Source organism: Superficieibacter sp. HKU1, assembly GCF_029319185.1.
Lineage (GTDB): Bacteria > Pseudomonadota > Gammaproteobacteria > Enterobacterales > Enterobacteriaceae > Superficieibacter.
Genome location: NZ_CP119754.1, coordinates 4,671,468 through 4,686,340 on the forward strand (window position 1 = coordinate 4,671,468; position 14,873 = coordinate 4,686,340).

At 53.7% G+C, this 14,873-nt stretch carries 11 protein-coding genes and 1 pseudogene; 6 read left to right on the top strand and 6 right to left on the bottom strand.

Annotated features, from left to right (window positions below; all coding sequences use genetic code 11):
• The first annotated feature begins 3 nt into the window (after positions 1-3).
• From ptsP to P0H77_RS22275, 4 genes are all read left to right on the top strand, one after another.
• Positions 4-2,505, top strand: coding sequence for a phosphoenolpyruvate--protein phosphotransferase (gene ptsP, locus P0H77_RS22260; protein ID WP_276159695.1), 2,502 nt, complete (start codon positions 4-6; stop codon positions 2,503-2,505).
• Between the two features lie 10 nt (positions 2,506-2,515).
• The gene (gene fsa, locus P0H77_RS22265) at positions 2,516-3,178 is read left to right on the top strand and encodes a fructose-6-phosphate aldolase (protein WP_276159700.1); all 663 of its coding nucleotides are present in this window, start codon (positions 2,516-2,518) and stop codon (positions 3,176-3,178) included.
• A 286-nt stretch (positions 3,179-3,464) separates the two neighbouring features.
• Positions 3,465-4,796, top strand: coding sequence for a hypothetical protein (locus P0H77_RS22270; RefSeq protein WP_276159707.1), 1,332 nt, complete (start codon positions 3,465-3,467; stop codon positions 4,794-4,796).
• 23 nt (positions 4,797-4,819) lie between these two features.
• On the top strand, positions 4,820-6,130 hold the full coding sequence (locus P0H77_RS22275; protein ID WP_276159713.1) for a serine dehydratase subunit alpha family protein: 1,311 nt from the start codon (positions 4,820-4,822) through the stop codon (positions 6,128-6,130).
• Between the two features lie 34 nt (positions 6,131-6,164).
• Here P0H77_RS22275 and metF read toward each other — a convergent pair whose 3' ends face one another.
• The 3 genes from metF to metB all read right to left on the bottom strand — a co-directional run bounded on the left by metF (position 6,165) and on the right by metB (position 10,862).
• On the bottom strand, positions 6,165-7,055 hold the full coding sequence (gene metF, locus P0H77_RS22280) for a methylenetetrahydrofolate reductase (RefSeq protein WP_276159718.1): 891 nt from the start codon (positions 7,053-7,055) through the stop codon (positions 6,165-6,167).
• Positions 7,056-7,266: 211 nt separating this feature from the next.
• The gene (gene metL, locus P0H77_RS22285; protein ID WP_276159720.1) at positions 7,267-9,699 is read right to left on the bottom strand and encodes a bifunctional aspartate kinase/homoserine dehydrogenase II; all 2,433 of its coding nucleotides are present in this window, start codon (positions 9,697-9,699) and stop codon (positions 7,267-7,269) included.
• Between the two features lie 2 nt (positions 9,700-9,701).
• A complete protein-coding gene (metB, locus tag P0H77_RS22290) occupies positions 9,702-10,862 on the bottom strand; it encodes a cystathionine gamma-synthase (RefSeq protein WP_276159721.1) in 1,161 nt (386 codons plus the stop codon).
• A gap of 262 nt (positions 10,863-11,124) precedes the next feature.
• Here metB and metJ point away from each other — a divergent pair, with 262 nt between their 5' ends.
• Positions 11,125-11,442: a met regulon transcriptional regulator MetJ gene (gene metJ / locus P0H77_RS22295; RefSeq protein ID WP_008457553.1), complete on the top strand. Its 318-nt coding sequence runs from the start codon at positions 11,125-11,127 to the stop codon at positions 11,440-11,442.
• A gap of 57 nt (positions 11,443-11,499) precedes the next feature.
• A pseudogene (locus P0H77_RS22300) lies at positions 11,500-11,601 on the top strand (hypothetical protein); the annotation flags it as partial.
• Positions 11,602-11,801: 200 nt separating this feature from the next.
• Here P0H77_RS22300 and P0H77_RS22305 read toward each other — a convergent pair.
• The 3 genes from P0H77_RS22305 to rpmE all read right to left on the bottom strand — a co-directional run bounded on the left by P0H77_RS22305 (position 11,802) and on the right by rpmE (position 14,689).
• Complete coding sequence (locus P0H77_RS22305; RefSeq protein ID WP_276159722.1) at positions 11,802-13,343, bottom strand: MFS transporter; 1,542 nt, start codon at positions 13,341-13,343, stop codon at positions 11,802-11,804.
• Positions 13,344-13,426: 83 nt separating this feature from the next.
• Positions 13,427-14,107, bottom strand: a complete 681-nt coding sequence (locus tag P0H77_RS22310) for an oligogalacturonate-specific porin KdgM family protein (protein WP_276159723.1) — start codon at positions 14,105-14,107, stop codon at positions 13,427-13,429.
• 369 nt (positions 14,108-14,476) lie between these two features.
• Positions 14,477-14,689: a 50S ribosomal protein L31 gene (gene rpmE / locus P0H77_RS22315; protein ID WP_276159724.1), complete on the bottom strand. Its 213-nt coding sequence runs from the start codon at positions 14,687-14,689 to the stop codon at positions 14,477-14,479.
• Between the last annotated feature and the right edge of the window lie 184 nt (positions 14,690-14,873).

A 14,873-nucleotide genomic window follows, 5' to 3' on the forward strand; every position in this document is an offset into this window, starting at 1 on the left:
GCGATGGCCCTGATTGTGGAATTTACCTGTGAGCTGCCCAATGGCGTACATGCGCGCCCGGCAAGCCACGTTGAGGCACTGTGCAATACGTTTACCTCGCACATTGAGTGGCATAACTTGCGCACCGACCGTAAAGGTAATGCCAAAAGCGCGCTCGCACTAATTGGCACCGACACGCTGGCAGGCGATAAGTGTCAGTTATTCATTTCAGGTGCCGACGAACAGGCTGCCTACCAGCGCCTGAGTCAATGGTTGCGTGATGAATTCCCTCTCTGCGATGCGCCGCTGGCTGAAATTAAAAACTGCGAACTGGAGCCGCTTCCCGCATCGTTGACCAACCTGAATCCGCAGCTGTTTCGCGCCCGCAGCGTCTGTTTCGGCAGCGCGGGTGGTGTTCTGACGCAGCTCTCCGCGCTGGATCTCAACGCGCTGGGCTCTCTCCCTTCTGCTAACGATGTGGAGACCGAACAGTCCGCACTGGATAACGGTTTGACGCTGCTAATGAAGAATATTGAGTTCCGCTTACTCGACAGCGATGGCGCGACCAGTGCAATTCTGGAAGCCCATCGTTCGCTGGCAGGCGACACCTCATTGCGTCAGCACTTGCTGGCTGGCGTTTCACGCGGATTAAGTTGCGCCCAGGCGATTGTTGAAAGCGCCGGGCACTTCTGCGATGAATTCACACGTTCAAGTAGCGGCTATCTACAGGAGCGCGCGCTGGACATTCGCGACGTCTGCCTCCAGCTCCTGCAACAAATTTATGGCGAACACCGTTTTCCGGCGCCGGGTAAACTCACCCAGCCTGCTATCTGTATGGCTGATGAGCTCACCCCCAGCCAGTTTCTTGAACTGGACAAAACCTTCCTCAAAGGCCTGCTGTTAAAAAGTGGTGGAACCACTTCGCACACCGTCATTCTCGCCCGCTCATTCAATATTCCAACGCTGGTTGGCGTGGACATTGAAACCTTAACACCCTGGTTGCAGCAGACAGTTTACATCGACGGCAACGCGGGTGCGATCGTGGTTGCGCCTGATGAACCGGTCGCCCGCTACTATCAACAGGAAGCGCGCGTACAGGCGGCGTTGCAGGAGCAGCAGCGGATCTGGCTGACTCAGGAAGCGCGCACCGCCGACGGTATCCGCATGGAAGTCGCCGCCAACATTGCCCATTCCGTAGAGGCGCAGGCGGCGTTTGGCAACGGCGCGGAAGCGGTGGGTTTGTTCCGCACGGAAATGCTCTATATGGACAGAACCAGCGCGCCCGGCGAGAACGAACTGTATAACATTTTTTGTCAGGCGCTGGAGCCAGCGAGCGGGCGCAGCATTATTGTGCGCACCATGGACATCGGCGGCGATAAACCCGTTGATTACCTGAATATTCCCGCCGAAGCCAACCCGTTCCTCGGCTATCGCGCGGTGCGTATTTATGAAGAGTACGCGTCGCTGTTCACTACCCAACTGCGGGCGATCCTGCGTGCATCAGCGCACGGCAGCCTGAAGATCATGATCCCGATGATCTCCTCCATGGAAGAGATCCTGTGGGTAAAAGAGAAGCTGGCTGATGCTAAACAGCAACTGCGCAACGAACATGTCCCGTTTGATGAGAAGATCCAGCTCGGCATTATGCTGGAAGTCCCGTCGGTGATGTTCATTATCGATCAATGTTGTGAAGAGATTGATTTCTTTAGCATTGGCAGTAATGACCTGACGCAGTACCTGCTGGCGGTCGATCGCGACAACGCTAAAGTGACCCGCCACTACAACAGTCTGAACCCGGCCTTTTTACGCGCGCTGGATTACGCGGTGCAGGCAGTGCATCGTCAGGGCAAATGGATTGGTCTGTGCGGGGAGTTGGGGGCGAAAGGCTCTGTGCTGCCGCTGCTGGTTGGTCTGGGGCTGGACGAGATCAGCATGAGCGCCCCGTCAATTCCCGCGGCGAAAGCGCGGATGGCGCAACTCGACAGCCGCGCCTGCCGCCAGTTGCTGAATCAGGCGATGGCCTGTCGCACCTCGCTCGAAGTAGAGCATCTGTTAGCTCAGTTCCGCATGGCGCAACAGGACGCCCCGCTGGTCACCGCCCAATGCATAACTCTGGACAGCGACTGGCGCAGTAAGGAAGAGGTGATCAAAGGAATGACTGACAACCTGCTGCTGGCAAGTCGCTGCCGCTACCCGCGTAAGCTGGAGGCGGATCTGTGGGCGCGCGAGGCGGTCTTCTCTACCGGATTAGGTTTCAGTTTTGCCATTCCACACAGCAAATCTGAACATATTGAGCAGTCGACCATCAGCATGGCGCGCCTGAAAGCGCCGGTAAGCTGGGGCGATGACGATGTGCAGTTCATCATCATGCTGACGCTCAATAAGCACGCCGCAGGCGATCAGCATATGCGCATTTTTTCGCGCCTGGCCCGTCGCATTATGCACGAAGAATTCCGCAACGTGCTGGTTAACGCCGCGTCTGCCGACGCTATCGCCAGCCTGCTGCAACAAGAACTGGAACTGTAAAGGAAAAGCTATGGAACTGTATCTTGATACCGCCCACGTGGCGGAAGTCGAACGTCTGGCACGCATCTTCCCTATTGCTGGCGTCACCACTAACCCAAGCATCGTGGCAGCCAGCAAAGAGTCCATCTGGGATGTCTTGCCGAGATTGCAAAAAGCCATTGGTGAAAAAGGCATTCTGTTCGCCCAGACCATGAGCCGCGACGCACAGGGGATGGTGGATGAAGCCAGACGCCTGAAAGATGCGATCCCCGGCATCGTGATAAAAATCCCGGTTACCGCCGAAGGGCTGGTAGCGATTAAGCAGTTGAAAAAAGAAGGTATTGTCACACTGGGCACGGCGGTGTATAGCGCCGCTCAGGGCATGCTGGCCGCGCTGGCCGGGGCAAAATATATCGCGCCTTACGTTAATCGTGTAGACGCTCAGGGCGGCGACGGGCTCCGCATGGTACAGGAGCTGCAAACGCTGCTGAAATTGCACGCACCGCAAAGTAAGATCCTGGCCGCCAGCTTTAAAACCCCTCGCCAGGCGCTCGACTGCCTGCTGATCGGCTGTGAAGCCATCACCCTGCCGCTGGATGTCGCGCAGCAACTGCTCGGCAGTCCGGCGGTTGACGCAGCCATTGAGAAATTTGAGCTGGACTGGCAACAGGCGTTTGGGCAATTGACGTTGTAATGGTTATCACAGACCTTCTGATAAGAGGGTCTGGCTATTTTCATGAAGTGTGATCTGCCTCCCACATACATAAGTGTTAGAATACTTTTCTTAAAAATAGCTTACTCAAAGCTTAATTTTCCAAAAATAAGCACTTCCCCTTTGTGATTGGCGAAAATTTTCTCCCTCTGCCCGCGTATGATCCCTCCATTATAAGAAAAGTACCTGCACATACTCTGCCGCGCATCGCTCGCTATTTTCACGGCAATAAAAACATAAACTTCTTATCCTATTGAGCGAAAACGTTATGGAAACCGTTAATAAAAACAGCGTAGTTATTGAGACGCCCGCTTCTCGTCGGCGGAGTGATATGACCGAGAGTGAATGGCGCGAAGCAACAAAATTCGACAGTACCGACACCGGCTGGGTCATCATGAGTATTGGCATGGCCATTGGTGCGGGCATTGTCTTTTTACCCGTTCAGGTCGGGCTGATGGGGTTGTGGGTATTCCTGCTGTCCTCGATTATTGGCTATCCGGCGATGTACCTTTTTCAGCGTCTTTTTATCAACACCCTCGCAGAATCGCCGGAGTGTAAAGATTACCCGAGCGTTATTAGCGGCTATCTGGGTAAAAACTGGGGCATATTATTAGGTGCGCTCTATTTTGTGATGCTGGTGATCTGGATGTTTGTTTATTCCACTGCCATCACTAACGACAGCGCCTCCTATTTGCATACCTTTGGCGTAACAGACACGCTGCTCTCCGAAAACCCGTTTTATGGTCTGGTACTAATTTGTATTCTGGTCGCCATTTCATCGCGCGGGGAAAAGCTGCTGTTTAAGATTTCAACCGGCATGGTGCTCACTAAATTACTGGTGGTCGCCGCGCTCGGCATCGCGATGGTCGGCATGTGGCATCTGTATAACGTTGGCGCACTTCCGCCGCTGGGGCTGTTAATCAAAAATGCCATTATCACCCTGCCCTTTACGCTAACCTCGATTCTGTTTATTCAGACGTTAAGCCCGATGGTCATTTCCTACCGCTCGCGGGAGAAATCCATTGAGGTTGCGCGCTATAAAGCGTTACGGGCCATGAATATTGCTTTCGGTATTCTCTTCGTGACCGTCTTCTTCTACGCCGTTTCGTTTACGCTGGCGATGGGCCACGAAGAAGCGGTAAAAGCCCAGGCGCAAAATATTTCCGCGCTGGCAATTGCGGCACAATTTATCAGCGGCGCGGGTGCGGGTTGGGTAAAAATCGTCAGCGTGATCCTGAATATTTTCGCCGTCATGACCGCTTTTTTTGGCGTCTATCTGGGATTTCGCGAAGCCACGCAGGGCATCGTCATGAACCTGCTACGCCGCAAATATCCGGCAGATCGCATCAGCGAAAACTGGGTGCAGCGCGGCATTATGCTTTTCGCTATTTTGCTGGCGTGGAGCGCCATCGTACTTAATGCGCCCGTTCTGAGCTTTACCTCTATTTGCAGCCCGATATTTGGTCTGGTGGGCTGTTTAATTCCGGCGTGGCTGGTCTGCCAGGTTCCCGCCTTACATAAATATAAAGGTATCTCGCTGGTCATTATCATCATTACTGGCCTGCTGCTGTGTATCTCCCCGTTTCTGGCATTCTCCTGATGTGTTCGTAAAAGGTTATGGTTATGTTTGAGTCTGAAATAAACCCGCTATGGGACTGTTTTATTGATGCGGTACGGGAAGAGGTGAAGCCCGCGCTGGGCTGCACCGAGCCCATTTCTCTGGCGCTGGCCGCCGCGGTAGCGACCGCCAAACTTGAGGGTAAACCCGAACGCATTGAAGCGTGGGTGTCGCCGAATCTGATGAAAAACGGCATGGGCGTCACCGTGCCGGGAACGGGGATGGTGGGTCTGCCCATTGCCGCCGCGCTCGGTGCGCTGGGGGGCGATGCGCAAGCCGGGCTGGAAGTATTAAAATCCGCGCCGCCTGAGGCAGTGGCCGATGCCAAAGCGCTGCTGGCGGCTGATAATGTCTGCGTAATGATTCAGCAGCCCTGCGACGATATTCTCTACTCACGCGCTAAAGTCTGGCGCGGCGATAAGTGGGCCAGCGCCACGATCGTTGGCGGACATACGCGCATCGTCGAAATTGCCAATCAGGACGGACTGCTGTTTAGCCTGGAGGAGCAACCAGAGAAGAACGAGTCAGAGACCTCGCTTGCGGCGTTATCAGACGCCTCGCTGGCGGAAATTTTGCACTTCATCAATGTCGTTCCGCTGGAACGTATCCGGTTTATCCTCGAGGCCGCCCGCTTAAACGGCGCGCTTTCACAGGAAGGATTACGCGGCCAGTGGGGGCTGCATATCGGCGCAACGCTGGAAAAACAGTGCGCGCGTGGCCTGCTCGCTGATGATATCTCCACCGCAATTTTAATTCGTACCAGCGCCGCTTCCGACGCGCGAATGGGAGGCGCAACGCTACCCGCGATGAGTAACTCCGGCTCCGGCAATCAGGGGATCGCCGCCACCCTGCCGGTAATGGTCCTCGCAGAACACTTCAATGCTGATGAGGAAAAACTGGCGCGCGCGCTGATGCTCTCTCACCTGAGCGCGATTTATATTCATCACCAGTTGCCGAAACTATCAGCACTCTGCGCGGCGACAACGGCGTCAATGGGCGCGGCGGCAGGCATGACCTGGCTGGCGGGCGGAGATTACCAGACTATCGCCATGGCAATCAGCAACATGATTGGTGATGTCAGCGGGATGATCTGCGACGGTGCCTCGAATAGCTGTGCGATGAAGGTGTCTACCAGCGCGTCGGCGGCATGGAAAGCGGTACTGATGGCGCTGGACAACACTGCCGTGACCGGCAACGAGGGGATAGTAGCGCACGACGTTGAGCAATCCATCGCCAATCTGTGCGCGCTTGCCTGTCAGTCAATGCAACAAACCGACCGGCAGATTATTGAAATTATGGCCAATAAAGCACACTAATCTTACCCGGGCGGTGCAAACTGCCCGGTATTTATTACTCCGCCGGCCGTACGCCCAGCGTATGACAGATGGCGTAACTCATCTCCGCGCGGTTCAGGGTATAGAAGTGGAAATCCTTAACGCCCTCGCGGCTTAAAATTTTCACCATATCCATCGCAATATTCGCGCCGACCAGCTTGCGGGTTTCGGCGTCGTTATCCAGCCCGTTAAACATCTGCGACATCCATGCCGGGATACGCACATTCGTCATATCGGCAAATTTTTTCGCCTGCTTAAAGTTGGACACCGGCAGAATGCCCGGCACGATTTCTACATCAATGCCGGTCGACACGCAGCGATCGCGAAAGCGTAAGTAGCTTTCAACATCAAAAAAGAACTGGGTGATCGCGCGGTTAGCCCCGGCATCAATTTTACGCTTCAGGTTGAGCAGATCCGCCTGGGCACTTTTTGCTTCCGGATGCACTTCCGGATAGGCAGCCACGGAGATATCGAAATCCGCGACCTCTTTCAGCAGCCCCACCAGATCGGCAGCATACATCTCCGGCCTGCCGCCATCCGGCGGTAAATCGCCACGGAGCGCGACAATCTGGCGGATACCGTTATTCCAGTAATCCTGCGCGATAGCGCGCAGTTCATTACACGAGGCGTCAATGCAGGTCAGGTGCGGCGCAGCAACCAGCCCGGTACGCTCTTTAATATCTTTAATAATGCTGTGCGTGCGATCGCGTTCCCCCGAGTTGGCTCCGTAGGTTACGGAAACAAACTTCGGTTTCAGGCTGCTCAGGCGAGCGATAGAGGCCCACAGGGTTTGCTCCATTTCACTGGTGCGCGGCGGGAAAAACTCAAACGAAACATTAATCCGACCCTGAACTTCGGCCAGACTCTGATTCAGCGCTTCCCGCTGGTTGGCGTGAAAAAAGCTCATACCTTACCTCATCAATCGCATGTCATTATTATGGGCGTTTCGAACATCTATCCGTTTAGACGTCCAGATGTAAAAATGACGGAAAAGTGGGATGCCGTCAACAGGAAAATGCGGTTGGGGGGTGAGAATTGCTCAGGGAAGGTGAAAAAGATTCAGGATGAGAAAAGGAAGCGGGAAACCCGGCAGCGCTGAGCCTGCCGGGCAACAAAAACTACAACAGCTGCGCCAGCCGATTGATATCCGACTGAATCGCCCCGGCCGTCACATCACGACCTGCGCCCGGTCCGCGGATCACCAGCGGGTTATCGCGATACCAGCGGCTTTCGATGGCGAACACGTTATCGCACGGCAGCAGCGCTGCCAGCGGATGTTCCGGACGCACCGCTTCCACGCCGACGCGCGCCTTGCCGTTGGCGTCGAAACGAGCGACGTAGCGCAGCACCAGGCCCATTTCGCGGGCGGCTTCCAGCCGCTGCACCATCTGCTCATTCAACTCATCACCGTTCTCAAAGAAGTGGTCGACCGACCCTTCTTCGCAATGCGACGGCACCAGAGATTCAACGCGCACCTGGCCCGGTTCGATATTATAGCCAGCCTCGCGGGCCAGAATCACCAGCTTGCGCATCACATCCTTACCAGAGAGATCGACCCGCGGATCGGGTTCCGTCAGACCCTGCTGCCACGCCTGATCCACCAGATCGGTAAACGGCACGGTACCGTCAAATTGCAGGAACAGCCAGGATAGCGTGCCGGAGAAAATCCCGCTGATAGATAAAATAGTATCGCCGCTGTCGATCAGATCGCGCACCGTATGGTTGATTGGCAGGCCCGCACCTACGGTAGCGTTGTACAGCCAGTGGCGTCCGGTTTTCTCAAACGCATCATGGATTTGACGGTATTTATCGCTGCTGCTGGCACCCGCCAGTTTATTGGCGCTAATGACGTGGAAGCCGTGGCTGGCAAAATCCAGATACTGATCGGCCAGCTGCTCGCTGGCGGTCACATCCAGCACCACTAAATCATCATACGGGTGGGCGCGCATCCACAGGAACAGCGACTCTTCATCCTGCTCTACAGCTTCGTCGTTGAAGAACGCCAGCGCGCGGCTGGCATCCAGCCCGTCATAATTAAGCAGGCTGCGACGGCTGTCCACCACGCCCGCCAGGATAAATTCAAAGCCAGTGCGCGCCGAGAGCGTGCTTTGCTCGCGAGCAAACAGTTCCAGCCAGCGCGACCCGATATTGCCTTTGCCAAACAGCATTAAACCAATGCGTTTTTCCGCGCGGAAAATAGACTGGTGCAGCCCCTGGATTAAACTCTCGGTCGGACCGGTGCGCAGCACGGCCACCAGGCTGATGCCCTCTTCCGACTGCCAGGTAAATTCGACCGGCTGCCCTTTCAGTTGCTGCCAGAAACGGTGGCAGTGCAGCGCATTACGGCTCACGCCTGCACCAACCATTGCTACCAGCACCAGCCCCTGACGCAGCCGCAGTTCGCCCGGCAGACCCGCTTCGTCGAGAATTTTCAGCGCGCTATCGGCAACTTCAGAGGTATAGCAGAACTGTAACAGATGGCGATCGTTGTGCACGCCGACCGCCAGCGGGCGCACCTGCGCACGCTTCAGCAGTTGGTCGATCTCTTTATGCGCCAGTTTGAAGTCCTGACTGGCAGGCACCTGGAATTCGATCAGACAAACATCATCATGACTGGTCACGATGCGCGCGCCGGTTCCGGACGCCAGCACGCGTTCAATACGCGTTGAGCCCTGATCCGGCGTGTAGCTACAGCGCAGCTGTAAATCGATATCGCTGCCGGACACCGGCTGCAAGGTACGGGTGTGCAGGACGGGAGCCGCCAGACGCGCCAGTTCACTGGCTTCATCCAGGCGCAGCAGCGGCAGCAGGCACGCATCTTTGACTTTACGCGGGTCGGCGCTGTAAACACCGGCCACATCACTCCAGATGGTGACGCGGGAAACGCCCGCCAGCGCGCCGATTTGCGTGGCGGAATAGTCAGAACCGTTACGCCCCAGCAGCACCGTTTCACCCGCGTTGTTGCGGCTGATAAAGCCGGTGACCACCAGACGCTTATTAGGATGCTGTACCAGTAGCTCTTGCAGCAGCGGCCAGGAGAGACCTTCATCGACCTGCGGCTGTGCCGCGCGTTCGGCACGCAGGAACTCGCGCGCGTCCAGCCAGGCGGCGTCCAGTCCCTGGTGGTTAAGTACCGCCGACATCAAACGTGCTGACCAAATCTCACCGTGGCCCACCACTTCCGCATACACGGCATCATTAATACCGCTATCCAGCAATCCCGCCAGGCGCTCAAGATCGTGAATAAAGGCGCTGATTAATCCGTCAGCGATATCCGCCGGCAATAATCCTGCGATCAATTCGCTCTGATAACGACGCAGCGACTGTTGAACCTGATGCGCAGAGAGGCGATCGGTCTGGCTGAGTTTCAGCCAGCTAATCAACTGGTTGGTGGTGCTGCCTGCCGCAGAGACAACCATCATATCGCCGGGCTGCGAATACTCCGCCATAATGCCCGCGACACGCAGATAACACTTCACATCTGCCAGACTACTGCCACCAAATTTATGCAGTTGACGACCCTTCGTCCCTGCCTGCGCTATCACACTCATGTTTACCCCTTCGATGCGATCCGGAAGCCATTTTCCAGATCGGCAATTAAATCTTCACCATCTTCAATGCCGGTCGAAATACGCAGCAGCGTTTCGGAGATCCCGGCGGCGGCACGTGCTTCCGGTGCCATACCCGCGTGCGTCATGGTGGCAGCGTGGGAGATCAAACTTTCAACCCCACCTAAAGACTCCGCCAGCGTAAACAGTGACAGCCCGCTTAAGAAGCGACGCAACGTTTGCTCATCGCCATCCAGTTCAAAACTCAGCATCGCACCGAATCCTTTCTGCTGGCGTGCCGCAATCTCATGCCCCTGATTTTCCGGCAGCGACGGGTGATACAGCTTTTTCACCAGCGGCTGCGTTTTCAGGTAATCAACGATCCCCTGCGCATTACGCTGAGCCACTTCCATGCGCGGTGAAAGCGTGCGCAGGCCGCGCAGCAGCAGATAGCTGTCAAACGCCCCGCCGGTCACGCCGATATTATTCGCCCACCATGCCAGTTCGGTGACAAGCTCAGGATCTTTAGCGATAACCACACCCGCGACCACATCCGAATGGCCGTTCAGGTATTTAGTACATGAATGCAATACCAGATCGGCTCCCAGCGCCAGCGGATTTTGCAGCGCCGGGCTCAGAAAGGTGTTATCTACCACGCTCACCGCGCCCGCTTCACGCGCCAGCTGACAGATTTTCGCAATATCCACGACGCGTAACAATGGATTACTGGGGCTTTCGACTAATACCAGCTTCGGTTTTTCCGCCAGCGCCGCCTGTAACGCCTTTTCATCGCCCTGATCGACAAACAGAACCCGGTAACATCCGCGTTTTGCCAGACTGTCGAACAGACGGTAGCTGCCGCCATAACAGTCGTGTGGTGCCATCAGTAAATCACCAGGCTTCAGAAACACCGTCGTCACCAGAAGAATGGCCGACATGCCGGTATTGGTCAGCACCGCACCCGCTCCCCCTTCCAGCTCGGCCAGCGCGCGCTGTACCACATCACGGGTAGGATTACCGCGACGTGAATAGTCGTGAGCGCGCGGCTCATTAAAACCGGTGAAGTTATAGGTGCTGGAAAGATGGATCGGGGGAACAACGCAGCCGTACTGCTCGTCGTCATTTAACCCGCTACGCACTGCGATGGTGGCCTGTTTACGCGTCATAGTGAATCATCCTGGCAAAGTCGATGAAAAGTCAGGCACCAGAGTAATCATTGTTATAATAGACGTCAATACATCTGGACATCTAAACTTCTTTGCGTATAGATTGAGCAAACGACAAATAGCCGTTAAAATTATATGCATTAGCGCACATCTGAGAATGCTTACCTCGTGTCAGAGCGTTCTCACTAAGGTAAACTACGCGCAATTACGGCCTGAACCTATGTTCGGCCCTTTATTAATAGTGAGAGGATCAAGGTAACTCATGGCTGAATGGAGCGGCGAATATATCAGCCCATACGCTGAGCACGGTAAGAAGAGTGAGCAAGTAAAAAAAATTACGGTTTCCATTCCTCTGAAGGTGTTAAAAATCCTCACCGATGAACGCACGCGTCGTCAGGTGAATAACCTGCGTCATGCCACCAACAGTGAACTGCTTTGCGAAGCGTTCCTGCACGCCTTTACCGGTCAACCGTTACCGAACGATGCCGATCTGCGCAAAGAGCGCAGCGACGAAATTCCGGAAGACGCGAAAGTGATCATGCGCGAGCTGGGTATTGACCCGGATACGTGGGAGTACTGATGCTTTAACGGCGGTTCATGGATGTCGAACCGCCTTGTTCGTTTACAGGGAAAACGTATGAAAAAATATCTTCTGGCCCTCGGGCTGGCTGTCTGTTATCCCGCGCTGGCCTATGAGCCGCAGACGGGCGACCTTATATTTCAGATCTCCCGATTATCTTAAAGCAAAGCCATCCAGACATTTTGCCAGTGTATGTGCCGTTTTGCCGGGTGGCGGCTTCGCCTTACCCGGCCTACAAAAATCAGTCCTATCAACAGGTTATTCGCAATCCGTAGGCCTGTGCAAGCGAAGCGCCGCCAGGCATTATTCCACGGTATCACGTTTATCCCCCGTCTAAGGCAAACCTTTTTCTGACGATATTATGGGTGTGAAACACTCTGCCCATGCAACGCCTTCCGCTGATTAAGATAGCCAATCGTATTGTTACCCCACAGCTTCTCGTAAGGCATACCGGCCAGCATTTCAACCGTCTGGCGCGCTTCTGGCGTGATCGCTTCCGGCGTTAGTCGACCCGCCTCGCGCATTTTCAGCGTCTCTTCGCGCAGCACGCTGTGCGTTTTGAGGTTCAGACGGAACTTCAGCGAAATCAGGAAGCCAATCAGCAATACGCAGACGGTACCAACGCTCAGTATCATCAGGATGGTGTGACTTACGCCGGGCACCTGCGTCGACTGCCCGGACACAAATCCGGAAAGCTGCATCAGAACGCCAACCAGCATGACTGCGCCTGCCTGTGAAGCCTTACGCGTCAGCGTCATGATCCCGGCGAAAATGCCTTCGCGACGCTGACCGGTAATCACTTCATCCACATCGGCAATGTAGGTATAGATATTCCACGGGATATAGTTAATGCCGCCACGTCCCAGTCCGGCAATCGCGGAGATAAGCAGCAGCAGGGAGTAACTGTCGCTCATTCCGCTGTAATACAGCGCGGCATAAGATAGTGCGCTTAAGCCAAACAGCGTCACCACCACCCGATAGGACGGCGCCTGACCAAAACGAATACAGAGCGGGATCATCGCCATGACCGCAATAAATTGCAGAATCGCCATCGTCCCCATCAGATCCGATGCCAGCGTCGGGCTTTGCATTAGCACAAACACGACGTAATAAGTGAATACGGCATTAAAAACGTCCTGAGCAATATAACCGCCAAGGTACATCCCAAGGTGCTGACGGAAAATACGAATGCGGAACGTTGAACTCAGTTCGATGATCAAACGATGCAGGCTTTGTCCGAGGGTGAGCTTATGCGCCTGCGCGGCCAGTTCTTCCTCACTACGTTCGCGTTCCCAGGTGAAGCACCATACCAGGGTCAGCACGACGGCACACATGATGGAGAACACCAGGCTGGCGTAGAAGAAGGAGATAGCATTGTCTTTACCAAAGTGATTAAGCAGCACACCAGGCAGAAATGCGGCAAGGATCGCTGACAGTTGTGCCATACCGATACGTGCGCCGGAGAATTTGGTTTTTTGTTTGAAGTCATCGGTCATCTCCGGGACCAGCGTTTCATAAGGCACCAGGATCATGGTATAGACCACATCAAACAGCAAATACGTGACCAGATAATACCAATAGCTCATGTCGCCCATCCACATTAAGCTATAGGAAAAGACACAGGGAATTCCCAGTAAAATAAAGAACTTGCGGCGTCCAAAACGTTTTCCCAACCACGTACCGCCGAAGTTGTCAGTGAGATACCCCATTAGTGGACTGACGACGGCATCCAGGATTCTCGCCATCGCGAAAATAAAGGTCGCTTCAATCGGCGTTAATCCACAAAATGTGGTGTAGAAATAAAGCAACCATGCTGCGGTAAGTGCTGTCGTACCTGCCCCAAGGCAATCGCCCGAGCCATACGCCAGATAATTTACGATACCAACTTTGCGCTTATTCATCTATATATCCTGATATTTACGCATTGGAAATATATACGGCAGAATAGCCGCATATAAATAGTTATGAGCAATTACATGAACGGTCAGAAGTTATAGCCAATACCTACGCGATAACGGGTTTGACGGTCATCCGTGGTAGTGGTGTTATAGCCTGAAGAGACATTACCAATTTCAGCAAAGGGCACCCATGAACCAAATTTATGGGCCACGCGGAAGTTAAGTTCATAATCTTCTTTTTTGTTATTATATAAATCTTCGCTATCGGCGATTTTATAAATACCGTTCAGCTCAAACATCCAGTCAGCCACGTTATAGCCGAGCCAGGCTTCAGGGCGGTAAACCATACGGTCATCTTTACCATCCGCATTTCTGCGCGCGTACTCCTGACGATAGCGGAAGGCGGTCCACCATTGGTCATTGATGTTGTACTGAACGCGGATATAAGGCTTATAAATCGTGATGTTATCGCCTGTTTCAACCGCGATACCAGGCTGCCAGACCAGATCCTGCCGGGTAACCTGGTAGCTTGCCGTATACTCGTTGCCGTTACTTTCCATATTGTTCCATGCGCTATTGGATTGCGCATCATCGGAACGAGAAATGGCTTCTACGGCAACCCCGAAACCTGTCGCAAAACGGTGCGACATATAAACACGGTCATAGTTACGCCCGTCATCATAATATTCATGGCGGTAATCGACGTATCCAGCATGAGCGGCACAGGATAATAATGGAATAAGTAATAAGGCATATTTTGACTTCATGACAAACCCTCTCAAAAATGAGATCCCAGCAATAGAATGAACCTGTGAGTTTCATCAATATGAAAACCGCAGCGAAACTTTTAGGTTTGATAATTGGTTTAAGGAGCGTCAGGAAGTCTAGGGCAGAGTAATGATGAAAACCTTTTCAATTTTGCCAAAAAATGAAATTGATGGCAGAAAATGAAAGATTGAAAAGACGTAGATCAACAATAAAAACAATTTATCATTAAATGAGGAACAGTGTTTCATTTGTATAAATTAATACTTTTTTTATAACACTTATTATACACCAAAGGATAAATCGTCGGCGGACAGGGAAATGCAGAGACAAAAAAAGCGCCTTGCGGCGCTTTTTTCTGACAGCAAAACTTACTTGCTGGTCGGCAGGCTGAAACGCTTGTTGAAGCGGTCAACACGGCCACCGGTAGCAACGTCACGCTGCTTGCCAGTGAAGAACGGGTGGCATTTGCTGCACACGTCCAGGTTCAGATCGTGGCCCACGGTAGAGCGGGTTTTGATCACATTACCGCAAGAGCAGTTTGCAGTAATTTCTACGTAATTCGGGTGAATATCTTTTTTCATGGAAAACCTCAGTTTAAGGCCGCGTCGCTCTTCCAGCCCTAACGCCAGACACCACGCGATGTTAATGGTAGTTGTTTTGATACACAATTAGCGCATCAAAGGGGGCGAATCATACAGAATTTAACCAGCGTATGCAAACTGATCCGCTCGCCGCCTCATACAATGTGTATACTATCCCGCCAGT